Source organism: Micromonospora salmantinae (assembly GCF_022230905.1).
GTDB classification, from domain to species: domain Bacteria; phylum Actinomycetota; class Actinomycetes; order Mycobacteriales; family Micromonosporaceae; genus Micromonospora; species Micromonospora salmantinae.
Genome location: NZ_JAKKFG010000017.1, coordinates 16998 through 40090, shown reverse-complemented (window position 1 = coordinate 40090; position 23093 = coordinate 16998). Strand labels below are relative to the sequence as shown.

Here is a 23093-nt window from a genome sequence, read left to right as displayed (position 1 = left end):
TAGCGTCGCGGCATGTTCTCGCTGACCTATTCCGACGGCCACCTGCTCAGTACCGATCCGGCGCGGATCGACCTGGACCTGGTGCACCACTGGTTGTCCACCGACGCGTACTGGGCGCTCGGACGGGACCGGGAGACCACCGAGCGGTCGTTCGCCGGCTCGCTGCCGTTCGGCATCTACCGGCCGGAGGACGGCCGCCAGGTCGCGGTGGCCCGGGTCGTCACTGACGGTGCCACCTTCGCCTGGCTCTGCGACGTGTACGTCGACCGGGCCGCCCGGGGTCGAGGGCTGGGCGGGTGGCTGGCCGGCGCGGTCCGCGACCACCTGGACGAGCTGGGCGTACGCCGGATCCTGCTCTGCACCAACGACGCCCACCAGGTGTACGCGGGGGTGGGCTTCACCCCGCTGGACGCGCCGCAACGGTGGATGCAGCTGGACCGTCGAGCCCCGGTGACCCCGATCACCGGAAAGGAACAAAGCAGCACTACGCCCCTTACGGTGGAGGCGTGACGCCACTCCGTCTGGGATACCTCTACGGCCTCGGCGCGTACCTGCTCTGGGGTTTCTTTCCGCTCTACCTGAAGCTGCTGCGACCCGCCGGCCCGCTGGAGATCCTGTCCCACCGGATCGTCTGGTCGGTGGTCTTCGTGGCGCTGCTACTGGCGGCGCTGCGCAACGTCGGCTTCCTGCGGTCGCTGCTGCGCCGCCCCTGGGCGGTGGCGGGGATCGTCGCCGCCGCCGCGTTGATCGCTGTGAACTGGGGCGCCTACATCTACGGGGTCAACTCCGACCGGGTGGTGGAGACGGCGCTCGGCTACTTCATCAACCCGCTGGTAGTGGTGCTGCTCGGGGTGACGGTGCTGCGGGAGCGGCTGCGCCCGGCGCAGTGGGTGGCGCTGGGGATCGGCGCGTCGGCGGTCGCGGTGCTCACCGTGGACTACGGCCGGCTGCCCTGGTTGGCGTTGACCCTGGCGTTCAGCTTCGCCGGCTACGGCCTGGTGAAGAAGCGGCTCGGGCTGCCGGCGGCGGAGGGGCTCTTCGTCGAGTCGGCGGTGCTGGCGTTGCCGGCGCTGGGCTACCTGGGCTGGCTGACGGCGAGGGCCGACCTGACCTTCGGGCACGTCTCGGCCGGGCACACAGCGCTGCTGGTGCTGGCCGGCGCGGCCACGGCGGTTCCCCTGCTGCTGTTCGCCGGGGCGGCCAACCGACTGCCCCTGAGCAGCCTCGGCATGATCCAGTACCTGGCGCCGATCCTTCAGCTCGGCTGCGGGGTGCTGATCTTCCACGAGCCGATGCCGCCGGCCCGGCTGGCCGGCTTCGCGCTGGTCTGGCTGGCCCTGATCGTCTTCACCGCCGACGCCGTCCGAACCTCCCGCCGCACCCGCCAGTCCCGCCAACAGACCCCCGCCCCCACCCCACTCCCCACCCCCTGACCCCGCGATCTTGCAGTTTCGGTGGTCTATATGCCTGCCATGCCCCTTATGGAACGGCAGAAAGTGCAAGATCGCGGAGGACCGGGGTGGGTGGGTGGGTGGTTTAGGGGACGGCGTAGGTCAGTAGGGGCGTGCCGTCGGCTTTTTGCAGCTCCACGCTTACCAGCTCGGCGTCGGTGAACCTCGTCGCGCCGGTGAAGCTGAGGTCGTCGCCGGGCGCCGCCAACCAGGAGCCGATCTGCTCGGTGGCGCCGTTCGGGCCCCGCGCCACCAGCCGGAACGGGTACGCCTTGCCGTAGCTCGTCCGCGCGTCGTACCCGCAGCGCATGGTCACCTGGGTGCCCCACTTGGTGCCGGTGAGCCCGAGGTCGGCGTGCACCGGCCCGGCGGCGGCCACCGGCCGCATGGCGACCATCGACACCTGTGGTGTCGATGTGCCCTGCGCGCCGGGCGGCCCGGACGGGTCGACCGTTCGGGGCAGCGCCACTGCGGTGCCCACGCCGACCAGCAGCGCCAGCCCGGCGGCGGCCAGTGTGGTCAGTGCGTACCGTCGCCGGTCCGCGGCGCGTTCCCGACGACGGCGCTGGCGGGCCTCGTCGAGCAGTGCGGGCACCCGGGGCGGGGCCGGCGGCGGCAGGATCTGCTCCAACCCCGCCGGGTCGAGGCGCCCGAGCAACCCGGGCAGGACCGCGATCTCGGCGACCGCCTCCCGACACTCGGCGCACCCGCCGAGGTGCCGCTCGTAGGCCGCCCGCTCGGCGGGGGCCAGGGCGCCCAGCACGTACGCGCCGTCGTCGTACGCGAACTCGCACCGGGTCATCCCGTCACCCCCATCTCGGCCAGGACCAACCGTAGAGACCGCAGCGCGTAGTGGGTGCGGGATTTCACGGTCCCTGGCGGTACGCCCAGGCGGGACGCCGCCTCGGCCACCGACCGCCCCTGGTAGAAGCACTCGACCAGCACCTCCCGGTGGGTCGGGCTGAGCCGGTTCAGCGCCTCGGCGACGGTCCACGCCTCCACCGCCCGTTCGGCCTCGTCGATCACCTCGGGCGGTTCGGGCAGATCGTCGGTGAACACCTCGCCGACCCGGGTGGATCGGCGCCGCCAGGCGTCGATGGCCAGGTTGCGGGCGGTGGTGAACAGCCAGGACCGCACCGATCCACGCCTCGGGTCGAGTGACTCCGGATGTCGCCAGGCCCGCAGCAGCGTCTCCTGCACCAGGTCCTCGGCCCGCTGCCGGTCCCCGTTGACCAGCCGCAGAGCATGGGCGTACAGCGCCTCCGCGTGCTCGTCGTGCAGCGCGCGCAGCAGTTGGGCGTCGTGGTCGCTGATGGCGGTCTCCTCGCTTCCGGCGCGCGTCCGGCGGTGCGTTCGCTCGGGAATACGTGCTGTCACGCCGATCGGTTCAGCCCGAGGTCAGACCGGTTGCGTGGTGGTGCCACCGACGAAGGTGTTCATGCCCGGTTCACATCGCGGCTGACGAGCGCTCACCACGTCCTCCTAGCGTCCGGCTGGTACGCCGCCTGTCGTGCCACCGACTTCTCTGGAGGCTTCCCCCATGAGCGACCGTCCCCGGCTGCTCCCCCTGTTGAACGGCACCCGCCATGGCACCCGTGATGCCATGACCTGTCTGTACCGGTGCGGAAACGCGTGTGACCACCCGGTCCCGAACACCTCCGACAACGCGTACTTCGGTGACGTGGTGAACGCCGAGGTGTCGCGGCGTGGCGTGGTCCGGGCCGGCGCGGTCGGCGCGCTGGTGCTCGGCTTCGGCGGCGCGGCAGCCGGCGCGCTCGCCGGAGCGGCCCCGGCCATGGCGGCCCCGACCGCCCCGGACGTACCGGAGAACTTCGGGTTCGGTCGTCCCGGCACCGGGGTCGGCAACGGCGCGCTGACCTTCAAGCCGATCCCACCAAACAAGCTGGACACCCTGGTCGTGCCGAACGGCTACGACCACGCCGTGGTGATCAAGTGGGGTGACCCGGTGCTGCCGGGCGCGCCGGAGTTCGACCTGCACCACCAGACCGCCGCCGCGCAGTCCAAGCAGTTCGGTTACAACAACGACTTCGTGGGCGTGCTGCCGCTGGACAAGCAGGGCAAGCGGGCACTGCTCGTGGTCAACCACGAGTACACGAACGAGGACCTGATGTTCCCGGGCTTCCCCGGCCTGGACGGGCTCTCCGTGGAGCAGCTGCGCACCGCCATGGCCGCGCACGGCATGTCAGTGGTGGAGCTTGAGCGGGTCGCGGGCACCGGGCAGTGGAAGCCGGTGGGCAAGGGCCCACGGCCGTACAACCGGCGGGTCACCGCGCTGAGCACCAAGTTCGACCTGACCGGCCCGGCCGCCGGCTCGGCCTGGCTGAAGACCGCCGCCGACCCCAGGGGCCGCACTGTCGTCGGCACGCTGAACAACTGCGCCGGTGGCGTAACCCCGTGGGGCACTGTGCTCTCCGGCGAGGAGAACTTCAACCAGTACTTCGTGGGCGCCGACGCCGCCCCGGCCGAGCTGAAGCCGAAGCTGGACCGTTACGGCATCAGCACCGCCAGCCGCTACCCCAGCGGCAGCCGCAAGTGGGAGCGCGCGGACGAGCGCTTCGACCTGGCGAAGCACCCCAACGAGGCACACCGGTTCGGCTGGATCGTCGAGATCGACCCGTTCGACCCGGAGAGCCGCCCGCGCAAGCACACAGCGCTGGGCCGGTTCAAGCACGAGGGCGCCAACGTGATCGTCGCGAAGGACGGCCACGTGGTCGCGTACATGGGCGACGACGAGCGGTTCGACTACCTCTACAAGTTCGTCTCGGACAAGAAGTTCATGAAGGGCAACTCCTGGGCTGCCCGCAAGCACAACCTGACCCTGCTGGAGTCCGGCACGCTCTACGTGGCGAAGCTCGACCAGACCAGCGCCGCCGAGATCGACGGCACGGGCAAGCTCCCGGCCGACGGCGCGTTCAACGGTCGGGGTCGCTGGATCAGGCTGGTCAGCGGCAACCGGTCGTTCGTCGACGGGATGACCGCCGCCGACGTGCTCACCTTCACCCGGCTCGCCGGTGACAAGGTCGGCGCGACCAAGATGGACCGCCCCGAGGACGTCGAGCCGAGCCTGCTCACCGGCAAGGTGTACGTGGCGCTGACAAACAACACCAACCGGGGCGTCGGGAGCAACCCGAAGGCGGACGAGGCCAACCCGCGCAACGCCAACAAGCACGGGCAGATCCTGGAGCTGGTCGAGGATCGCAACGACAACACCTCGGAGACCTTCGCCTGGTCGCTGCCGATCGTCTGCGGCGACCCGACCGACCCGTCGACCTTCTTCGCCGGGTACGACAAGGCCAAGGTCTCCCCGATCTCCTGCCCGGACAACGTCGCCTTCGACGCCACCGGCAACCTCTGGATCTCCACCGACGGCAACGCGCTAGGCAGCAACGACGGCCTGTTCGCCACCGCCGTGGAGGGCCCGGAGCGGGGTCACCTCAAGCAGTTCCTGACGGTGCCGCTCGGCGCGGAGACCTGCGGCCCGTTCATCACCGGCGACAACCGCTCGGTCTTCGTCGCCGTGCAGCACCCCGGCGAGATCACCGGGGCCTCGGTGGAGAACCCGGCCTCGAACTGGCCCGACGGTGACTACGCCAAGCCGGGCGTGGTGGTCACCTGGCGCCTCGACGGCGGCCCGGTGGGCAGCTGACGTCGTACCCGCGGTCGAGCGGCCGCTGACGTTGCTCCGGCGGTCCGGCGCCGGACCGCCCCGAGAGGCCCTCTCCCAGCCCGGGAGAGGGCCTCTCGGCGGTCAGTTGTCGGTGGCGATGCTGTCGGCCACGCCGCGGGCCACTGTGAGTAACTTGGCGCGTACCACCCGGGCGGAGGTCATCATCTCGCTGGCCGGCAACGCGCAGGCCAGCACGACCCGGCGTTCCATGTCCTTGTCCGGCGCGACGAGCACCGCGGCGCAGGCCACCCCCTGGCGGAACTGCCCCATCTCCAGTTGCATGCCACGCCGGTCGCCGGCGGCCAGGTCGGCCTCGAAACTCTCGGTGGTGGTCAGCGTGGCGGTGGTGAACGGGCGCATGCCGTACTCGCGCAGATAGCGGTAGCGCTGGTCGGTAGTGAGGGTGGCGAGCAACGACTTGCCGAGCGCTGTCGCGTGCGCCCCCTCGTCGAAACCGGGGACCAGATCCTCCAGGTAGGGCGACCGGTGCCCCTCGGCGACCGCTGTGAGGGCCACCTGACCGCCGACGAACCGACCGAGGTAGTGGCTGTAGCCGGTGTCCAGGGCGGCCCGCCGCAGCGTCTCACCGACCGCCGGCGGGCCCCGGAACGCCGTCACCAGCTCCCGGTACCGGTCGGCCACCTCCAACCCCACGATGTACGTGCCGTCCTCGCGACGGATCACGTAGCCCTCGTAGGCGAGGGTGCGGACCAGGTGATAGGTGGTGGCCACTGTCAGCTCGCAGCGCCGGGCGATCTGCTTGACGGTCAGGCCCTTCGGGGCGCGACCGACCGACTCCAGCACCCGTAGCGCTCGGGACACGCTGCGAATCAGGTCCGAAGGTTCTGCCAAGGGGTCGCGCACAACCACCTCCGCCGCCGGGGACTTACACCATATGAAAAACAGGCCCAGTGCGAAATGCCTGTTCGGGTCGAGGATGCCAGATCACCATCCACAGCTTGTGCCCCGCCAGTCACCAAGAGTGCTGTGAGCGGGGCTCGCGTAGGTTTGCCGAACGATGACCGACACCTCCAACACCCCCGATCCGGCCGTTGCCCGACCCCGTCCGGTCCGGGCCAGCGCCGGCGCAGTCGTCACCACAGTGGCCTGCGTACTCCCCGTCTTCCTGCTCGGCGGTCTCGCCGTGCAGATGGGCACGGACCTCGGCTTCTCGCCGGCCGGCCTGGGCCTGGCCGTCTCCGTCTACTTCGGGATCAGCGCGCTGGCCTCGGTGCCCTCCGGGCGGTTGGTCGAGCGGTACGGGCCGGCAGTGGTGGCCCGCTGCGGCATCCTGCTGGCCGCCGGGTCGATGCTGGCCGTGGCCGCCTTCGCCCGGTCGTACCCGGTGCTGGTCGGCCTGCTCGCGCTCAGCGCCGCCGCGAACGCGCTCGGCCAGTTGGCCAGCAACGCCGCGCTGGCCCAGCACGTGCCGGCCCGGCGGCAGGGGCTGTCGTTCGGTGTCAAGCAGGCCGCCATCCCGGTCTCCACCCTGCTGGCCGGGGTGGCGGTGCCCACCATCGCGCTCACCGCCGGCTGGCGCTGGGCGTTCGTGGCCGCCGCCGTGGCCGCGCTGGCGACGCTGGCCGCCGTACCCCGGCAGTTGCCCGGCCCGGCCCGGCGGGCCGGCGCCGCGCGCGCCGGTCGGGCGACGGCGGCGCTGGTGGTGATCGGCGCGGCGGCGACGTTGGCCTCGGGCGCGGCCAACTCGCTGGGCACCTTCCTGGTGGACTCCGCCGCGGCCCGGGGTCTGTCGCCGGGCCTCGCCGGCCTCACCCTGACCCTCGGTAGCGCGGTCTGCGTGGCGTCTCGGGTGGGCGCCGGCTGGGTGGCCGACCGCCGCGAGACCGGCCACGTCGCCCTCATCGCCGCGATGCTGCTCGTCGGCGCGGCCGGGCTGGGCCTGCTCGCGTTGACCGGCTCGGTGCCGTTGGTGGTCGGCGTGGTGCTCGGCTTCGGCCTGGGCTGGGCCTGGCCCGGCCTGATGAACTTCGCCGTGGTCCGGCTCCACCCGCAGTCACCGGCCGCCGCCACCTCGATCACCCAGACCGGGGTGTACGCGGGCGGCTGTCTCGGCCCGCTGAGCCTGGGCCCACTCGCCGCCCACCTCGGTTACCCGGCGATGTGGACCATCGCGGCCGTGGCGATGCTGCTCGCCGCCGCCCTCATGCTCGTCGGCAGCCGACTGTTGACCCGCGCCGCCGCCGCAGCGGGCCGGGGCGTGGATCAGCTGGTGCGGTCGGCGATGTAGTCGCAGAGCGACTCGAGCGCGCTGCGGGACGGGCCCTGTGGCAGCGGGGCGAGCTGCGCGCGGGCCTCCTCGGCGTAGCTGCGCACGGTCTCCCGGGCCCGCTTGAGCGCCGCGCTCTCCCGGAGCAGCCCCAACGCCTCGGCGTGCAGCGCGTCGTCGGTCAACGGGCCGGTCGCCAGGATCTCCCGCAGCCGCACCGACGACGCGTCGGAGTCGTCCGCCTCGCGGGCGTAGAGCACCGGCAGCGTCGGGACACCCTCGCGCAGGTCCGTGCCGGGGGTCTTGCCCGACTGCACCGACTCGGAGGCGATGTCCAGCAGGTCGTCGGAGAGCTGGAAGGCGACGCCGATCGTCTCGCCGTACCCGGCCAGGGCCTCCACGTGCTCAGGGGCGGCGCCACCGAACATGCCACCGAAACGGGCGGACGTGGCGATCAGCGAGCCCGTCTTCTCGGCGATCACGTGCAGGTAGTGGGCCACCGGGTCGTCGTCGGCGCGCGGCCCGACCGTCTCCGCGATCTGGCCGTGCACCAGCCGGGCGAAGGTGCGCGCCTGCAACCGGACCGCCTCGGGGCCCAGGTCGGCGGCGATGTCCGCCGCGCGGGCGAAGAGGTAGTCGCCGACCAGGATGGCGACCGAGTTGGTCCACCGGGAGTTCGCGCTCGGCGCGCCCCGACGGACGGCGGCCTCGTCCATCACGTCGTCGTGGTAGAGGGTGGCGAGGTGAGTGAGCTCCATCACCACGGCGGCCGGGACCACCTGCGCACCGGTCGGGTCACCGAACTGGGCGCCGAGCGCCACCAGCAACGGCCGGAACCGCTTCCCGCCGGCCTCGACGAGGTGCCGGGCGGCCTCGGTGACGAACGGGTCGGCACTGGCCACGCTGGCCCGCAACTCGACCTCGACCGTGTCCAGAAGACCCAGCACGGACGCCTCGACACGGGGATCGGAGAGGCTGAGGCCAAGCGCGCCGAACTGACTCGTGCTCGCCCGACCCCGTCGACCGCCGGAGCCGGAGGCACCTGAACGCTCGCCCGCCGGATTCACCACGCTATCAACCATGCCACACCCGTTCGACCTGCTCCGGCCCGGGGATACGCACCGGGGGCCGGCACGTGAACACGCGCCGACCCCCGGTGATCGAACCTTCGGTTACCGAACGAATTCGGCGGCTCCGGCAGCCAGATCGAGCAGCGGCGCCGGGGCGACACCCAACACCAGGGTCGCCAGCACACCGATCATCAGCGCGGCGGAGGTTAGCCCACCGGGCACCATGACGGTCGGGGTGGACTCGCCCGGCTCGGAGAGCCACATCATCACCACGACCCGCAGGTACGGGAACGCGAGGATCATGCTGGTCAGCACACCGGCGATCACCAGCCAGGCCTGGCCACCCTCCAGCGCCGGCCCGAAGATGGCGAACTTGCTGGTGAAGCCGCTGGTCAGCGGAATACCGGCGAAGGCCAGCAGGATGAACGTGAACAGCGCGGCGAAGAACGGCGACCGGCGGCCCAGCCCGGCCCAGCGGGACAGGTGGGTGGCCTCGCCGTCGTCGTCCCGTACCAGCGTCACCACGGCGAACGCGGCCAGCACCGAGAAGCCGTACGCGACCAGGTAGAACATCGTGCCGGCCAGCCCGTCGCGGCTCGGCGCCAACACACCGACAAGCAGGTAGCCGGCGTTGGCGATCGAGGAGTACGCGAGCAGCCGCTTGATGTCGGTCTGGGTGACAGCGAGCACCGCGCCCACCAGCATGGTCAGCACCGCCACCGCGCCGAGGACCGGCGTGAAGTCCCAGTTGGCGTCGGCGAACGCGACCTGGAAGACGCGTAGCAGGGCACCGAACGCGGCGACCTTGGTGCAGGCCGCCATGAACCCGGTGACCGGGGTCGGAGCACCCTGGTAGACGTCCGGGGTCCAGACGTGGAACGGGGCCGCCGCGGCCTTGAAGAGCAGACCGATGGCGAGCAGCGCCATGCCGGCGAAGAGGAGCACCGGGCTGGCCGGCGACTCGCCCACCGCCGCGTGGATGGTGGCGAAGTCGACGCCGGCCGTGCGGCCCGGGATGCCGGAGGTGAAGCCGTAGATCAGGGCCACGCCGAACAGGAAGAACGCAGAGGCGTACGCGCCGAGCAGGAAGTACTTCATCGCCGCCTCCTGGCTCAGCAGACGCCGGCGACGGGCCAGCGCGCAGAGCAGGTAGAGCGGCAGGGAGAAGACCTCGAGTGCGATGAACATGGTCAGCAGGTCGTTCGCCGCCACGAAGATCAGCATGCCGCCGATCGCGAACGTGGTCAGCGGGTAGACCTCGGTGAGACCGTTGCGCCCCTCGGCCTGCCGCCGGTCGTCGGCCGACTCCGCGGTCACCGCGGCCTGGGCGACGAACGCCCCGCCCCGCTCGACCGAGCGGTCACCGATCAGCAGCAGCGCCATCGCTGCCAGCACCAGGATCGCGCCCTGGAGGAAGAGCGTCGGCCCGTCGATCGCGAGCGCCTGACCCGCGGTGATGATCCGCTCATCGGCGCTGAGGACCACCATGGTCAAGGCCGCGAGCACCGCGAGCAGCGCCAGCGTCAACTGCACCACGTGCCGCCAGCGACGAGGCACCAGGGCCTCGACCAGCACGCCGAGCAACGCCGTGCCCAGCATGATCAGGATCGGAGAGATCGCCGCGTAGTCGATCGACGGCAGCTTCAACTCGGTCACTTTGCCGCCTCCTGGACGGTGCCGCCCACGGACGGCGCCGGGTCGGTTCTGCCGATGTCGTCCATGGTCGCCTGGACGGCGGGGTTGATCACGTCAGTGACCGGCTTGGGGAAGAAGCCGAGCAGCACGATCAGCGCGATCAGCGGGGCGACCACTACCTTCTCGCGCAGGTTGAGGTCCCGGCGCATGCCGTCGACCTCGGTCAGCGCCGGGTTGAGGGTGCCCTGGGTGGTGCGTTGCACCATCCACAGCACGTACGCGGCGGCCAGGATGATGCCGAGCGTGGCGATGACCGCGACCGGCTTGTTCACGGTGAAGGTGCCGATCAGCACCAGGAACTCGGAGATGAACGGTGCAGTGCCGGGCAGCGCGAGCGAGGCGAGACCGGCGAAGAAGAGCACCCCGGCGAGCACCGGGACGAGCTTGCCGGCGCCACCGAAGTCGCTGATCAGCGCCGAACCACGCCGGGAGATCAGCATGCCCACCACCAGGAAGAGCAGGCCGGTGGCCAGCCCGTGGTTGAGCATGTAGAGCACCGCGCCGGTGCCGGCCTGGGTGGTGAAGGCGAAGATGCCCACGCCGATGAAGCCGAAGTGCGCGATCGAGGTGTACGACACCAGCCGCTTGAGGTCGTTCTGGCCGACCGCCAGCAGCGCGGCGTAGACGATGCCGATCACACCCAGGGCCAGTGCCCACGGCGCGAACCACTTCGACGCCTCGGGGAACAGCGGCAGGCAGTAGCGCAGGATACCGAAGGTGCCGACCTTGTCCAGCACGCCGACGAGCAGCGCCGCCGCGCCCGCCGGGGCGGCGCCACCGGCATCGGGCAACCAGGTGTGGAACGGGAAGAACGGCGCCTTGATGGCGAACGCGAGGAAGAAGCCGAGGAACAGCCACCGCTCGGTGCCGGTGCTGATGTCGACCTGCGAGAGCGCCTGCCAGTCGAAGGTCTTGCCGCCCACCACCCACAGGCCGATCACCGCGGCCAGCATGAACAGACCGCCGACGAGCGAGTAGAGGAAGAACTTCACCGCCGCGTACTGCCGCTGGTGGCCGCCGTAGCTGCCGATGAGGAAGTACATCGGCACCAGCATGACCTCGAAGAACACGTAGAACAGGAAGACGTCGGCGGCCGCGAAGACGCCGATCATCGTGCACTCGAGGACCAGCAGCAGCGCGAAGTAGACGGGCACCGACCGCTTCGACGACTCGGCGTCGTGCCAGGACGCCAGGATCACCAGCGGCACCAGCACCGCGATCAGCATCAGCATCACCAGCGCGATGCCGTCGGCGGCGAAGGTGAAGCTGACCCCCCAGTTCGGAATCCAGGAGTACGACTCGCGGAACTGGAACCGGTCACCGCCGGCGTTGAAGCTGACCCACATCACCACCGACAGCACCAGCACGAGCAGCGACCAGGCGAACGCCACCTGCTTGGCCAGCTCCGGGCGGTGGCGCGGCAGGAAGGCCACCACCAGGGCGCCCACCAGCGGCGCCACGGTGAGCACCGAGAGGAACGGGAAGTTGGACATTATGCGGCCTTACCTCCGTCGTGGATGCGTGGTCCGCCGGCGGGGGCGGGCGTATTGAGGTCGATCACGCCAACCACCCCGCCTGCACCGCCAGGAACGCCGCCATCACCAGCAGCGCACCGGCCAGGATCGAGGTGGCGTACGAGCGGACAAAGCCGGTCTGCATCCGACGGAGGCGGCCCGAGCCCCCGCCGACCGCGGCGGCGAGCCCGTTGACGAGCCCGTCGATGCCCCGGTTGTCGAGGTACACCAGCGCCCGGGTGAGGAAGATGCCCGGCTTCTCGAAGACCGCCTCGTTGACCGTGTCGGTGTAGAGGTTGCGCCGGGCGGCGGTGACCAGCACGCCGGCCGGCTGCGGCGCGGTGGCAGTGCCTGCCCGGAACAGGAACCAGGCGAGCCCGGCACCGAGCACGGTGACCAGCAGCGACAGGATGGTGATCACGGTGTGCGAGAGGACCGCCTCGTGCTCCGCGTGCTCGCCGCCCAGCCCGGCGGTCTCCGTCAGCCAGTCCGGAACGGACGTGGCGAGCAGGAAGCCGGCGCCGACCGACCCGACCGCCAGCAGGATCAGCGGGATGGTCATCAGCTTCGGCGACTCGTGCGGGTGCTCGATGTCCTCGGTCCACCGCTGCGGCCCGTGGAACGTGAGCACGAACAGCCGCGTCATGTAGAACGCGGTGAGCCCGGCGCCGAGCAGTGCCGCACCGCCGAAGAGCCAGGCGGTCCAGTCCTCCCGCTCGAAGGCGGCCACGATGATCGGCTCCTTGGAGAAGAAGCCGGAGAACGGGAACATGCCGATGATGGCCAGCCAGCCCATCATGAAGGTCAACCAGGTGATCTTCATGTACTTGGACAGCCCACCGAAGCGGCGGATGTCGACCTGGTCCTTCATTCCGTGCATGACCGAGCCGGCGCCCAGGAACATGTTGGCCTTGAAGAAGCCGTGCGCCAGCAGGTGCACGATGGCCAGCGCGTACGCCGCGCCGCCGAGGCCGACACCGAGGAACATGTAGCCGATCTGGCTCACCGTCGACCAGGCGAGCACCCGCTTGATGTCGTCCTTGGCCGCACCGATGATGCAGCCGATCAGCAGGGTGAGCGCGCCGACGCTGACCACCACGAGTTGCAGCGTCGAGTTGGCCGAGAAGATCGGGTTGGACCGGGCGATCAGGTAGACGCCCGCGGTGACCATGGTGGCGGCGTGGATGAGCGCCGACACGGGGGTCGGGCCCTCCATCGCGTCCGGCAACCACGCCTGGAGCGGGAACTGGCCGGACTTGCCGGCAGCCCCGAGCAGCAGCAACAGGCCGAGGACCAGCACCGTGGTGCCGGTCAGCGCGCCGACACCGTTGAACACCTCGTCGTACTGGGTGGTGCCCAGGGTGGCGAACATGATGAAGATGCCGATGGCCAGGCCGGCGTCGCCGACCCGGTTCATCAGGAACGCCTTCTTGCCGGCGGTGGCCGCGCTCGGCCGCTCGGTCCAGAAGGAGATCAGCAGGTACGACGCCAGACCGACGCCCTCCCAGCCGAAGTACAGCATCACGTAGTTGTTGCCGAGCACCAGCAGCAGCATCGCCGCGACGAACAGGTTGAAGTACGCGAAGAACCGACGACGGCCCGCGTCGTGCGCCATGTACTCCACCGCGTACAGGTGGATCAGGAAACCCACCCCGGTGATCAGCAGTACGAAGACCGCGGCCAGCGGGTCGAAGAGCAGGCCGAAGTCGACGCGCAGATCTCCGACGGCGATGAAGTCCCAGAGGCTCAGCTCGACCGACTTGTTCTCCAGGCCACGCAGCTGGAAGAAGAAGCTCAGGCCGAGCACGAACGCGGCGCCGATGGCGGCGACGCCCAACCAGTGCCCCCAGCGGTCGGCCCGGCGGCCGAGCAGCAGCAGGATGGCCGCGCTGACCAGCGGGATCGCCACCAGCAGCCAGACGCCCCCAAGCAGCCCCGTGGCCTGGGCGTATTCCACAGTCTCTTCCACCGGTGGACCCCTCTAGTACTTGAGCAGGTTGGCGTCGTCGACACTCGCCGAGCGTCGCGTCCGGAAGATGGACATGATGATCGCGAGCCCGACCACGACCTCGGCCGCCGCCACCACCATCACGAAGAACGCCATGATCTGGCCGTTGAGGTCACCGTTGATCCGGCTGAAGGTGACCAGCGTCAGGTTGGCCGCGTTGAGCATCAGCTCCACGCACATGAACAGCACGATCGCGTTGCGCCGGACCAGCACCCCGGCGGCGCCGATGGTGAACAGCACCGCGGCGAGCACGAGGTAGTAGGTCGGCTCGACCGAGAAGAACGTTCCCATTACTTGTCCGTCCCCTTCAGCGAGGTCTCCTCGGCGGTCAGCTCGCGCTGCGGAAGGATCGCCGGGGTGCTGCGGTCGGTCAGGCGGCCGTCGGGCAGCCGGGCCGGGGTGGCCACCGAGGAGGAGGTCGCGAAGACGCCGGGGCCCGGCTTCGGGCCGGGGTAGTTGCCCGGGGCGAAGCGTGCCTTCATCGTCGACACCTGGTCGACCTTGTCCTGCTTACGCCGCTCGACGTGGGCCAGCACCATGGCACCGACCGCCGCGGTGATCAGCAGCGCCGAGGTCAGCTCGAACGCGAAGACGTACTTGGTGAACAGCAGTCGGGCGATGCCTTGCACGTTCCCCTCGGCGTTGACCTGGTCCAGACCGGCCGTGTTGGTCCGGTCGAGCGCCTGGTAGAGGCCGGTGCCGACCAGGCCGGCGAAGCCCAGGCCGAGCACGATCGCGGCGACGCGCTGGCCGCGCAGCGTCTCGATCAGCGAGTCAGTGGAGTCCCGACCGACAAGCATCAGCACGAAGAGGAACAGCATCATGATCGCGCCGGTGTAGACGATGATCTGCACCATGCCGATGAACGGACCGGCCTGGAGCACGTAGAAGACGCCCAGGCAGAGCATTGTCAGCACCAGCCACAGCGCCGAGTGCACGGCGTTGCGCGCGGCCACCATCCCGATCCCGCCGATCAGCGCGAGCGGGGCGAGGATCCAGAAGGTGACCGCCTCGCCGGTGGGGACCGAACCCGCCGCGGCGAGCACCGTAGACGTGGTCATGCTTTTTCTCCCTTGCCGGCCGCCACGCGCTGGGCGGCCTGCTCGGCGCCCGGGAACGTCACGCCGGGGTGCTCCTCGACCTGGTAGCGGCCGGGGCCCATCGGGGACGTCTCCGCACCGGCGGAGGTGCCCGGGTTGTCCAGCGCGCCGACGTAGTAGTCCTTCTCGCTGTCACCCAGCCGCATCGGGTGCGGAGGCTGCTCCATGCCCTCCAGCAACGGCGCGAGCAACTGCTCCTTGGTGAAGATCAGGTCCTGTCGGTTGTCCCGGGCCAACTCGTACTCGTTGCTCATGGTGAGCGACCGGGTCGGGCATGCCTCGATGCACAGCCCGCAGAAGATGCAGCGGGCGTAGTTGATCTGGTAGACGCTGGCGTACCGCTCACCCGGCGAGAAGCGCTGCTCGTCGGTGTTGTCGCCACCCTCGACGTAGATCGCGTCCGCCGGGCAGGCCCAGGCGCACAGCTCGCAGCCGATGCACTTCTCCAGGCCGTCCGGGTGCCGGTTGAGGATGTGCCGCCCGTGGTAGCGCGGCGCCGACACCGGCGGCTTGAACGGGTAGTCGGTCGTGACGACCTTCCTGAACATGTGCGAGAAGGTGACACCGAATCCCTTGAACGTTCCGGTGATCGCGCCCACGTCACACCTCCCTGGAGTCCGAGCCGGCAACGATGTTGGCCGGCTCCCGCTCGGCGACCACGCGCGTGATGCGCGGGCTCGGTGGTACCTGAAGATCCATCGGCGGCAGCGGGAAGCTCCCGTGCGGCCGGTTGTCGACCTGTTCCTGCGTCGTCGGCTTCGGCTTCGGCTTCCGGCTGGGCCAGAAGATCGTGGCGACCAGCAGGATGCCGGCCGGGATGCCGACGGCGATCACCTTGCCGCGGGTGTCCCAGTCCTCGATGGAGCGCAGGCCCGACAGGACCAGGATCCAGACCAGGTTGATCGGCAGCAGCACCTTCCAGCCGAGCCGCATGAACTGGTCGTACCGCAGCCGGGGCAGCGTGCCACGCAACCACACGAAGACGAAGACCAGCGCGATCACCTTGCCGAAGAACCAGAGCATCGGCCACCAACCGGAGTTGGCGCCCTCCCAGATGGTGATCGGCCAGGGCGCTCGCCAACCGCCCAGGAACAGCGTGGTGGTGACCGCGGACATGGTCACCATCGCGACGTACTCGCTGAGCATGAAGAGCGCGAACTTCAGCGAGCTGTATTCAGTCATGAAGCCGGCGACCAGCTCGGACTCGGCCTCGGGCAGGTCGAACGGCGCCCGGTTGGTCTCACCCACAGTGGCGATGAAGAAGATGATGAAGCTCGGCAGCAGCAGGATCGCGTACCAGCCCGGCGCCGGGACGGTCTGGCCGAAGATGGTCAGCTGGGTGCCGTCGCCCTGAGCGGCGACGATCCCGCTGGTGCTCATCGTGCCGGCGGTCATGAAGACCGCCACGATGCTGAGCCCCATGGCGACCTCGTAGGAGATCATCTGGGCGCTCGACCGGAGACCACCCAGCAGCGGGTACGTCGAGCCGGAGGCCCAGCCACCAAGCACGATGCCGTAGACGCCCATCGAGGAGCAGGCGAGCAGCAGCAGCACCGCCACCGGCACATCGGTGACCTGCAACGGCGTGTGGTGACCGAAGATGCTCACCATCGGGCCGAACGGCACCACCGACAAGGCGGTGACCGCGCAGATCACCGAGATGGTCGGGGCGAAGAAGTAGACGACCTTGTCGGCCGCCTTCGGGAGGATGTCCTCCTTGAAGGCCATCTTCAGGCCGTCGGCGAGGGTCTGCAGCAGGCCGAACGGGCCGACCTGGTTGGGGCCGGGCCGCACCTGCATGTAACCGACCACGCGCCGTTCGAACCAGACGCCGAGCAGGGTGGCCAGCAGACCGAAGGCGAACGCGAAGACAATCTTGCCGAGAACCAGCCACCACGGATCCCGGCCGAAGTCGGCCAGCGTCGGATCCTGGGCCAGGTAGATCGGACTCACTGGTTACCCCCGGAGTTGAGGAGCGGACCCGGGAGACCGGTCTCGTCAGCCGCCACGCGTCCGGCCGGGATGGCCGTACTCGGTGCGGGGACGGAGATCCGGACGACCGCGCCGGACGTCGCCCCGAGGCTGCGCCGCACTGTCGAGCCGGGTGAGTTGGTCGGCAGCCAGACCACGCCGTCCGGCATCTCGGTGAGTTCCGCCGGCAGGGTCAGCGCCCCACGGTCGGTGCCGACAGTGACCGCGTCACCGTCGACCACACCGAGCGCCTCGGCGGTGCCCTTACCCAGCCGGACCACCGGCGGGCGAGCGGTGCCGGCGAGGTTCTCGTCGCCCTCGGTCAGGGTGCCGAGGTCCACCAGCTGGTGCCAGGTGGCCAGCACGGCCTCCCCGGCGTTCGGCTGCGGCACCGGGCCCGGTGCGACCGACGGCGCGGCCGGCCGGGACATCCGCGTCGCCGGCAGCGTGCCCAGCTCACGACGGACGCTCAGCACGTCGGCCGTGCCGAGGCGTACGTCTAGCAGCGCGGCCAGCGCGTCGAGCACCCGGCCGTCGGTCATCGCCGCGGTGTTCAGCACCGCCTCGAACGGGCGCAGCCGGCCCTCCCAGTCCAGGAAGCTTCCGGCCTTCTCGGCCACCGGGGCGACCGGCAGCACCACGTTCGCCCGCCGGGTCACCGCGCTGGCGCGCAGCTCCAGGCTGACCAGGAACGGCACCGCGTCCAGGGCGGACTCGGCCAGTCGCGGGTCGGCCAGGTCGGCCGGGTCGACACCGCCGACGACGAGCGCGCCGAGCTGCCCGTTGGCGGCCGCGGTCAGGATGCCGTCGGTGTCCCGACCGGCCTGGCTCGGGATCACCCCGGCCGGGATGTCCCACGCCTCACCCAGCTCGGCCCGGGCGGCCGGCTCGGTGACCAGGCGTCCACCGGGGAGCAGGTTGGGCAGGCAGCCCGCGTCGACAGCGCCGCGGTCACCCGCGCGCCGCGGCACCCAGGCCAGCTTCGCGCCGGTACGCCGGGCCACGTCGGCCGCGGCGGAGAGCCCACCCGGTACGGTGGCCAGCCGCTCGCCGACGATCAGGATCGCGCCCGGTGCGCTCAGCGCCTCGCTGACAGTGGCGTGCTCGGCGAGCACGCTGGCCTCCTCGCCCGGCACCACCCGGGCCAGCTTGGCACCGAGCTTCTCCAGGCCGCGGGTGGCGAAGGGCGCCAGCGCGTACACCGTCAGGGTCTTCTTCAGGTACGCCTTGCGCAGCCGCAGGAAGAGGATCGGGCACTCCTCCTCGGGCTCCAGGCCCACCAGCACCACCGCCGGCGCGTTCTCCACGTCGGTGTAGGTGACGTCGGTGACCCCGGCGACCGAGCTGGCCAGGAAGTCGGCCTCCTCGCGGGAGACCGGGCGGGCCCGGAAGTCGATGTCGTTGGTGTTCAACGCGACCCGGGCGAACTTGGCGTAGGCGTAGGCGTCCTCGACGGTCAGCCGACCGCCGGTGAGCACCGCAGTGCCCTGCCCGCTCTCCCGGGCGATGTGCAGCCCCTCGGCGGCAACGGTGAGCGCCTCACTCCAGGACGCCTCGCGCAGCTCACCGGTGTGCTCGTCGCGGACCAGCGGGGTGGTCAGCCGGTCGGCGGCCCGGGTGTACTGGAAGCCCCAGCGGCCCTTGTCGCAGTTCCACTCCTCGTTCACCGCCGGCTCGTCGCCGGCCAGCCGACGCAGGACCTTGCCGCGCCGCCAGTCGGTGCGCTGCCCGCAGCCGGCCGAGCAGTGCTCGCAGACGCTCGGGCTGGAGACCAGGTCGAACGGGCGGGCGCGGAAGCGGTACTGGGCACCGGTCAGCGCGCCCACCGGGCAGATCTGCACCGTGTTGCCGGAGAAGTAGGAGTTGAACGGAACGTCGCCGGCGTCGCCCTCTTCGCCGTACGCGTCGTCCCGGTAGATGTTGATCTCTTCGGCGGACGACCGGCCCATCAGGTCGATGAACTTGTCGCCGGCGATCTCCTCGGAGAACCGGGTGCACCGCTGGCAGAGCACGCACCGCTCGCGGTCCAGCAGCACCTGGCTGCTGATCGCCATCGGCTTCTCGTACTCCCGCTTGTGCTCGTGGAAGCGCGAGTCGGTGCGGCCGGTGGACATCGCCTGGTTCTGGAGCGGGCACTCGCCGCCCTTGTCACACATCGGGCAGTCCAGCGGGTGGTTGAGCAGCAGCAGCTCCATCACCCCCTCCTGCGCCTTCTTGGCAACCGGGGAGGTGATCTGGGTACGCACGACCATGCCGTCGGCGACGGTCTGGGTGCAGGAGGCGACCGGCTTGCGCTGGCCCTCCACCTCGACCAGGCACTGCCGGCACGCGCCGGCCGGGGCCAGCAGCGGGTGGTCGCAGAACCGGGGGATCTCGGTGCCCATCTGCTCGGCGACCCGGATCAGCAGCGTCCCCTTGGGGGCGGTGACCTCGACGCCGTCGATGGTGAGGGTGACGGTCTCGGTCTGCTTGGCTACGTCGGTCATCAGTGCGCCCCTACCAGGGTCTTCTCCGACAGCTTGGGTGCGGTCCGACCCTCGATGTAGTCGAGGTAGTCCTGCTTGAAGTACTGCAGCGAGGAGGTGACCGAGCTGGTCGCGCCGTCACCCAGACCGCAGAACGAGCGGCCGAGGATGTTGTCGCAGGTGTCCAGCAGGGTGTCCAGGTCTTCGTGGGTGCCCTGACCGGCGAGGATCCGCCGGTAGACCCGGACCATCCAGTAGTTGCCCTCACGGCACGGGGTGCACTTGCCGCACGACTCGTGGTGGTAGAACTCCAGCCACCGGTACGTCGCGTAGACCGGGCAGTCCTGGTCGGAGAAGATCTGGGTGGCAGTGGTGCCGAGGATCGAGCCGGCCGCCGCCACCCCCTCGAAGTCCAGTGGCACGTCCAGGTGCTCGGCGGCGAGCAGCGGGGTGGACGAGCCGCCCGGGGTCCAGAACCGCAGGTTGTGACCGGGCTGCATGCCGCCGGCCAGTTCCAGCAGCTCGCGCAACGTGACACCCATCGAGCACTCGTACTGGCCCGGGTTGGCGACCCGGCCGGAGAGCGAGTAGATCATCGGCCCGGAGGACTTCTCGGTGCCCATGCTCTTCCACCAGTCGGCCCCACCGAGCACGATCGGCGGCACGCTGGCGATGGTGCCGACGTTGTTCACCACCGTCGGGCTCGCGTACAGGCCGTGGGTGGCCGGGAACGGCGGGCGCAGCCGGGGCTGACCCCGGAACCCCTCCAGCGAGTCCAGCAGCGCCGTCTCCTCGCCGCAGATGTACGCCCCGGCGCCGGAGTGCACCACCAGCTCCAGGTCGTAGCCGCTGCGCAGGATGTTCCGGCCCAGGTAACCCTTGTCGTACGCCTCCTGGACCGCGTTGCGCAGCCGACGCGCGGCGTGCACCGCCTCGCCCCGGATGTAGATGTAGGCGCGGGCGGCCCGGATCGCGTACGACGCGATGATGACGCCCTCGACCAGCGCGTGCGGGTCGTGGGTCATCAGCGGCAGGTCCTTGCAGGTGCCCGGCTCGCCCTCGTCGGCGTTGACCACCAGGTAGTGCGGCTTGCCGTCGCCCTGCGGAATGAAGCCCCACTTGAGGCCGGTGGGGAAGCCGGCGCCGCCACGGCCCCGCAGCCCGGAATCCTTGATCAACTGGATCAGGTCGTCCGGGTGGGCCTTGAGCGCCTTGCGCAGCGCGGCGTAGCCGTCCAACTGCTCGTACGTGCCGATGCGCCAGGCGTCCGGCGAGAGCCAGCGCTTGGTCAGCACCGGCGTCAGCTTGGCCAGCGTCTCCGGGCGGGGAGTGGTCACTTCTGGGCCCCCGTTTCGTTCGCGTCCGCCGGTCCGGCGCCGTCGGCGTCCGTCCCAGCCTTCGCTTCGGTGAGGTTGCGCTCCTGCGCCCCGGCCTCGTCGCCGGCGGGCTTGCCGTCGCCGGCCGGCGCGTTGGCCGCCACGCCGGCGGCCTCGGCCGACCGCGCGTCGCCAGCCGCGGGCGCGGTGCCGGTGCCGTCCGTCGGGACCTTCGTGCCAGGGGCGTCCGGCACTGCCGTGCTTGCGTCCGGCTGCCGGGTCTCGGCGGTACGCACCTGCGGCGACTTGTCGTCCGGTGCCTTGACGTCCCGCGTGGTGCTGCCACTGGCGGCCTCTGGCTTCGCCGGCTCGGTGGTCTCTGCCGGCTTCGCCGGCCCGGCGACCCCGGCCGCCCCCGTCGGGGCGGACGCCCCGTCGCCACCCTTGACCGGCGCCGCGCTGGCCTCGACGGGCGCCGGTTTGGCGGCGTCCGCCTTCGCCTTCGCCTCGGCGGCGGCCTTGTCGGCCTCGGCCTTGCTGCGGATCGGGGTGTTCGGGTCGAAGCCCGGCACCGAGACGCCGTGCTGCTGGGCCAGCCGCAGCCCGCGCAGGGTGGGCTCGCCCGGCCCGCCGTCGGCGACCGCACCGTCGCGCTCGTCGGCGAAACCGGCGAGCTGCACCGCCATCTCCTTGAGCGTGCAGAGCCGCGCACCCCGGGTCGGCATCGGCCGACCGCCGGCCCGCAGCTCGTCGACCACACCGACAGCGGTGGAGGCGTCCACGCCGTCGAAGAAGTCGTAGTTGACGGTCATCACCGGGCCGTAGTCGCACGCCGCCAGGCACTCGGCGTGCTCCAGCGTGATCGTGCCGTCCGCTGTGGTCTCGTCGTGCCCGACGCCGAGGTGCTCGGCGAGGGTGTCGTAGACCTCCTGGCCACCGAGCACGTTGCACATCGTGTTGGTGCAGACGCTGACCAGGAAGTCACCGGTCGGCTTGCGCTTGTACATCGTGTAGAAGGTGGCCACCGCGCCGACCTGGGCCTTGTTCAGCCCCAGCACCTCGGCGCAGAACGCGACCCCGGCCGGGGAGACGTACCCCTCTTCGGCCTGCACCAGGTGCAGCAGCGGCAGCAACGCCGAGCGGGACCGGTCCGCCGGGTAACGGGCGATGATGTCGCGCGCCCGCTCCCGGGTCTCGTCAGTGAAAGTCGTCGTCATCGGTCACACCCACCCATCACCGGGTCCAACGAGGCGCCGCCGGCGATCACGTCGGCGATCAGACCGCCCTCGGCCATCGCCGGGAGGGCCTGCAGGTTGACGAAGCTCGGCTCCCGGTAGTGCACCCGGTAGGGCCGGGTGCCACCGTCGGAGACCGCGTGGACGCCCAGCTCGCCGCGGGGCGCCTCGATGGCGACGTACACCTGGCCGGGCGGGACCCGGAAGCCCTCGGTCACCAGCTTGAAGTGGTGGATCAGCGACTCCATCGACTGACCCATGATCTTCGCGACGTGCTCCAGCGAGTTGCCCATGCCGTCCACGCCGATGGCGAGCTGCGCCGGCCAGGCGATCTTGCGGTCGGCGACCATCACCGGGCCCGGACGGAGCCGGTCCAGCGCCTGCTCGACCAGCTTCATCGACTCCCGGATCTCGGCGAGCCGGACCTGGTAGCGACCCCACACGTCACCGTCGGGGTGGGTCGGCACGTCGAACTCGTACGTCTCGTAGCCGCAGTACGGCATGGTCTTGCGCAGGTCCCAGGCGAGGCCGGCGGAGCGCAGCACGGGGCCGGTGATGCCGAGCGCCACACAGCCGGTGACGTCCAGCACCGCGACGTTCTTCGTCCGCTCGGTCCAGATCGGTTGGCCGGAGAGGAGGTCCTCGTACTCCTTGAGCTTCTTCGGCATCATCTTGAGGAACTCGCGGATCTTGACGATCGCGTCGTCCGGCACGTCCTGCGCCACACCGCCCGGCCGCACGTACGCGTGGTTCATCCGCAGGCCGGTGATGGTCTCGAAGATGTCGAGGATGTACTCCCGCTCGCGGAAGCCGTACAGCATGATCGAGATCGCGCCCAGCTCCATGCCGGTGGTGGCCAGCCAGACCAGGTGCGACGAGATCCGGTTGAGCTCCATCATCAGCACGCGGATCGTGGTGGCCCGCTCGGTGATGTCGTCGGTGATGCCGAGCAGCTTCTCGACCGCGAGGGCGTACGCCGTCTCGTTGAAGATCGGGGCGAGGTAGTCCATCCGGGTGACGAACGTCGAGCCCTGGACCCAGTTGCGGTATTCGAGGTTCTTCTCGATGCCGGTGTGCAGGTAGCCGATGACCGAGCGGGCCTCGCGGACCGTCTCGCCCTCCAGCTCCAGGATCAGCCGCAGCACCCCGTGCGTGGACGGGTGCTGCGGACCCATGTTGACAACGATGCGCTCGTCGTTGATCGGGTCGGTGCCCGAGACGATCGTGTCCCAGTCCCCACCGGTGACGGTGAAGACCCGGCCCTCGTCGGTTTCGCGCTCGCTGGCGTAGTTCGACGTCGTCACAGTGCCGGCCCTCCGATCGCGACTGCGGGGCTCCGACCCGCTGCACTCC

The 23093-nt window shown here is 70.4% G+C and carries 19 protein-coding genes; 4 read left to right on the top strand and 15 right to left on the bottom strand.

The window, feature by feature from the left end; translation table 11 throughout:
- Positions 1-12: 12 nt before the first annotated feature.
- Positions 13-510: a GNAT family N-acetyltransferase gene (locus PSH03_RS14960; protein WP_210784021.1), complete on the top strand. Its 498-nt coding sequence runs from the start codon at positions 13-15 to the stop codon at positions 508-510.
- A complete protein-coding gene (gene rarD, locus PSH03_RS14955; protein WP_238689484.1) occupies positions 507-1433 on the top strand; it encodes an EamA family transporter RarD in 927 nt (308 codons plus the stop codon). The genes PSH03_RS14960 and rarD overlap by 4 nt, the downstream gene beginning before the upstream one ends.
- A 103-nt stretch (positions 1434-1536) precedes the next feature.
- Here the strand turns inward: rarD and PSH03_RS14950 are convergent, their stop codons facing one another.
- Both PSH03_RS14950 and PSH03_RS14945 read right to left on the bottom strand, forming a co-directional pair.
- A complete protein-coding gene (locus tag PSH03_RS14950) occupies positions 1537-2253 on the bottom strand; it encodes an anti-sigma factor family protein (protein WP_210785500.1) in 717 nt (238 codons plus the stop codon).
- Positions 2250-2765, bottom strand: coding sequence for a sigma-70 family RNA polymerase sigma factor (locus tag PSH03_RS14945; protein ID WP_051708644.1), 516 nt, complete (start codon positions 2763-2765; stop codon positions 2250-2252). The genes PSH03_RS14950 and PSH03_RS14945 overlap by 4 nt, the downstream gene beginning before the upstream one ends.
- Positions 2766-2991: 226 nt before the next feature.
- Between PSH03_RS14945 and PSH03_RS14940 the strand changes: the two genes are divergently transcribed.
- The gene (locus tag PSH03_RS14940) at positions 2992-5118 is read left to right on the top strand and encodes a PhoX family protein (RefSeq protein ID WP_238689483.1); all 2127 of its coding nucleotides are present in this window, start codon (positions 2992-2994) and stop codon (positions 5116-5118) included.
- A gap of 102 nt (positions 5119-5220) precedes the next feature.
- On the opposite strand, the gene PSH03_RS14935 is transcribed toward PSH03_RS14940, so the two are convergent.
- Positions 5221-6003 (bottom strand): IclR family transcriptional regulator, encoded by a 783-nt coding sequence (locus tag PSH03_RS14935; protein WP_210785498.1) that lies wholly within the window; start codon positions 6001-6003, stop codon positions 5221-5223.
- A 154-nt stretch (positions 6004-6157) separates the two neighbouring features.
- On the opposite strand from PSH03_RS14935, the gene PSH03_RS14930 reads away from it, so the two are divergent.
- The gene (locus PSH03_RS14930) at positions 6158-7387 is read left to right on the top strand and encodes an MFS transporter (protein ID WP_210785497.1); all 1230 of its coding nucleotides are present in this window, start codon (positions 6158-6160) and stop codon (positions 7385-7387) included.
- Here the strand turns inward: PSH03_RS14930 and PSH03_RS14925 are convergent.
- From PSH03_RS14925 to PSH03_RS14870, 12 genes are all read right to left on the bottom strand, one after another.
- Positions 7363-8448 (bottom strand): polyprenyl synthetase family protein, encoded by a 1086-nt coding sequence (locus tag PSH03_RS14925; protein ID WP_210785496.1) that lies wholly within the window; start codon positions 8446-8448, stop codon positions 7363-7365. The two genes, PSH03_RS14930 and PSH03_RS14925, sit on opposite strands and share 25 nt — an antisense overlap.
- A gap of 90 nt (positions 8449-8538) precedes the next feature.
- Complete coding sequence (nuoN, locus tag PSH03_RS14920; RefSeq protein ID WP_238689482.1) at positions 8539-10092, bottom strand: NADH-quinone oxidoreductase subunit NuoN; 1554 nt, start codon at positions 10090-10092, stop codon at positions 8539-8541.
- Positions 10089-11624 (bottom strand): NADH-quinone oxidoreductase subunit M, encoded by a 1536-nt coding sequence (locus PSH03_RS14915; RefSeq protein ID WP_112585696.1) that lies wholly within the window; start codon positions 11622-11624, stop codon positions 10089-10091. The genes nuoN and PSH03_RS14915 overlap by 4 nt, the downstream gene beginning before the upstream one ends.
- Positions 11625-11688: 64 nt before the next feature.
- Positions 11689-13614 carry an NADH-quinone oxidoreductase subunit L gene (nuoL, locus tag PSH03_RS14910; protein WP_238689481.1) on the bottom strand — a complete coding sequence of 642 codons (1926 nt, stop codon included), beginning with the start codon at positions 13612-13614 and terminating at the stop codon, positions 11689-11691.
- 12 nt (positions 13615-13626) lie between these two features.
- Positions 13627-13944, bottom strand: coding sequence for an NADH-quinone oxidoreductase subunit NuoK (nuoK, locus tag PSH03_RS14905; protein ID WP_210785493.1), 318 nt, complete (start codon positions 13942-13944; stop codon positions 13627-13629).
- A complete protein-coding gene (locus PSH03_RS14900; RefSeq protein WP_238689480.1) occupies positions 13944-14714 on the bottom strand; it encodes an NADH-quinone oxidoreductase subunit J in 771 nt (256 codons plus the stop codon). The genes nuoK and PSH03_RS14900 overlap by 1 nt, the downstream gene beginning before the upstream one ends.
- Entirely contained in the window at positions 14711-15352 is a 642-nt protein-coding gene (gene nuoI, locus PSH03_RS14895) for an NADH-quinone oxidoreductase subunit NuoI (RefSeq protein ID WP_210785491.1), read from the bottom strand. Before nuoI ends, PSH03_RS14900 begins: the two co-directional genes overlap by 4 nt.
- A gap of 1 nt (position 15353) precedes the next feature.
- On the bottom strand, positions 15354-16706 hold the full coding sequence (nuoH, locus tag PSH03_RS14890; RefSeq protein ID WP_238689479.1) for an NADH-quinone oxidoreductase subunit NuoH: 1353 nt from the start codon (positions 16704-16706) through the stop codon (positions 15354-15356).
- A complete protein-coding gene (locus tag PSH03_RS14885; protein WP_210785489.1) occupies positions 16703-19210 on the bottom strand; it encodes an NADH-quinone oxidoreductase subunit G in 2508 nt (835 codons plus the stop codon). Before PSH03_RS14885 ends, nuoH begins: the two co-directional genes overlap by 4 nt.
- Positions 19210-20526, bottom strand: coding sequence for an NADH-quinone oxidoreductase subunit NuoF (gene nuoF / locus PSH03_RS14880; RefSeq protein WP_112585688.1), 1317 nt, complete (start codon positions 20524-20526; stop codon positions 19210-19212). Before nuoF ends, PSH03_RS14885 begins: the two co-directional genes overlap by 1 nt.
- Positions 20523-21722, bottom strand: a complete 1200-nt coding sequence (gene nuoE / locus PSH03_RS14875) for an NADH-quinone oxidoreductase subunit NuoE (RefSeq protein WP_238689478.1) — start codon at positions 21720-21722, stop codon at positions 20523-20525. Before nuoE ends, nuoF begins: the two co-directional genes overlap by 4 nt.
- Positions 21719-23044, bottom strand: a complete 1326-nt coding sequence (locus PSH03_RS14870) for an NADH-quinone oxidoreductase subunit D (RefSeq protein ID WP_210785487.1) — start codon at positions 23042-23044, stop codon at positions 21719-21721. The genes nuoE and PSH03_RS14870 overlap by 4 nt, the downstream gene beginning before the upstream one ends.
- Positions 23045-23093 lie beyond the last annotated feature (49 nt).

What these genes read in the sequence shown, in the direction of transcription:
- PSH03_RS14960 (WP_210784021.1), top strand. Translation starts at nt 13, where the DNA reads ATGTTCTCGCTGACCTATTCCGACGGCCACCTGCTCAGTACCGATCCG.
- PSH03_RS14940 (WP_238689483.1), top strand. Translation starts at nt 2,992, where the DNA reads ATGAGCGACCGTCCCCGGCTGCTCCCCCTGTTGAACGGCACCCGCCAT.
- PSH03_RS14950 (WP_210785500.1), bottom strand. Translation starts at nt 2,253, where the DNA reads ATGACCCGGTGCGAGTTCGCGTACGACGACGGCGCGTACGTGCTGGGC.
- nuoK (WP_210785493.1), bottom strand. Translation starts at nt 13,944, where the DNA reads ATGGGAACGTTCTTCTCGGTCGAGCCGACCTACTACCTCGTGCTCGCC.
- PSH03_RS14925 (WP_210785496.1), bottom strand. Translation starts at nt 8,448, where the DNA reads ATGGTTGATAGCGTGGTGAATCCGGCGGGCGAGCGTTCAGGTGCCTCC.
- PSH03_RS14930 (WP_210785497.1), top strand. Translation starts at nt 6,158, where the DNA reads ATGACCGACACCTCCAACACCCCCGATCCGGCCGTTGCCCGACCCCGT.
- PSH03_RS14915 (WP_112585696.1), bottom strand. Translation starts at nt 11,624, where the DNA reads ATGTCCAACTTCCCGTTCCTCTCGGTGCTCACCGTGGCGCCGCTGGTG.
- PSH03_RS14900 (WP_238689480.1), bottom strand. Translation starts at nt 14,714, where the DNA reads ATGACCACGTCTACGGTGCTCGCCGCGGCGGGTTCGGTCCCCACCGGC.
- PSH03_RS14885 (WP_210785489.1), bottom strand. Translation starts at nt 19,210, where the DNA reads ATGACCGACGTAGCCAAGCAGACCGAGACCGTCACCCTCACCATCGAC.
- nuoE (WP_238689478.1), bottom strand. Translation starts at nt 21,722, where the DNA reads ATGACGACGACTTTCACTGACGAGACCCGGGAGCGGGCGCGCGACATC.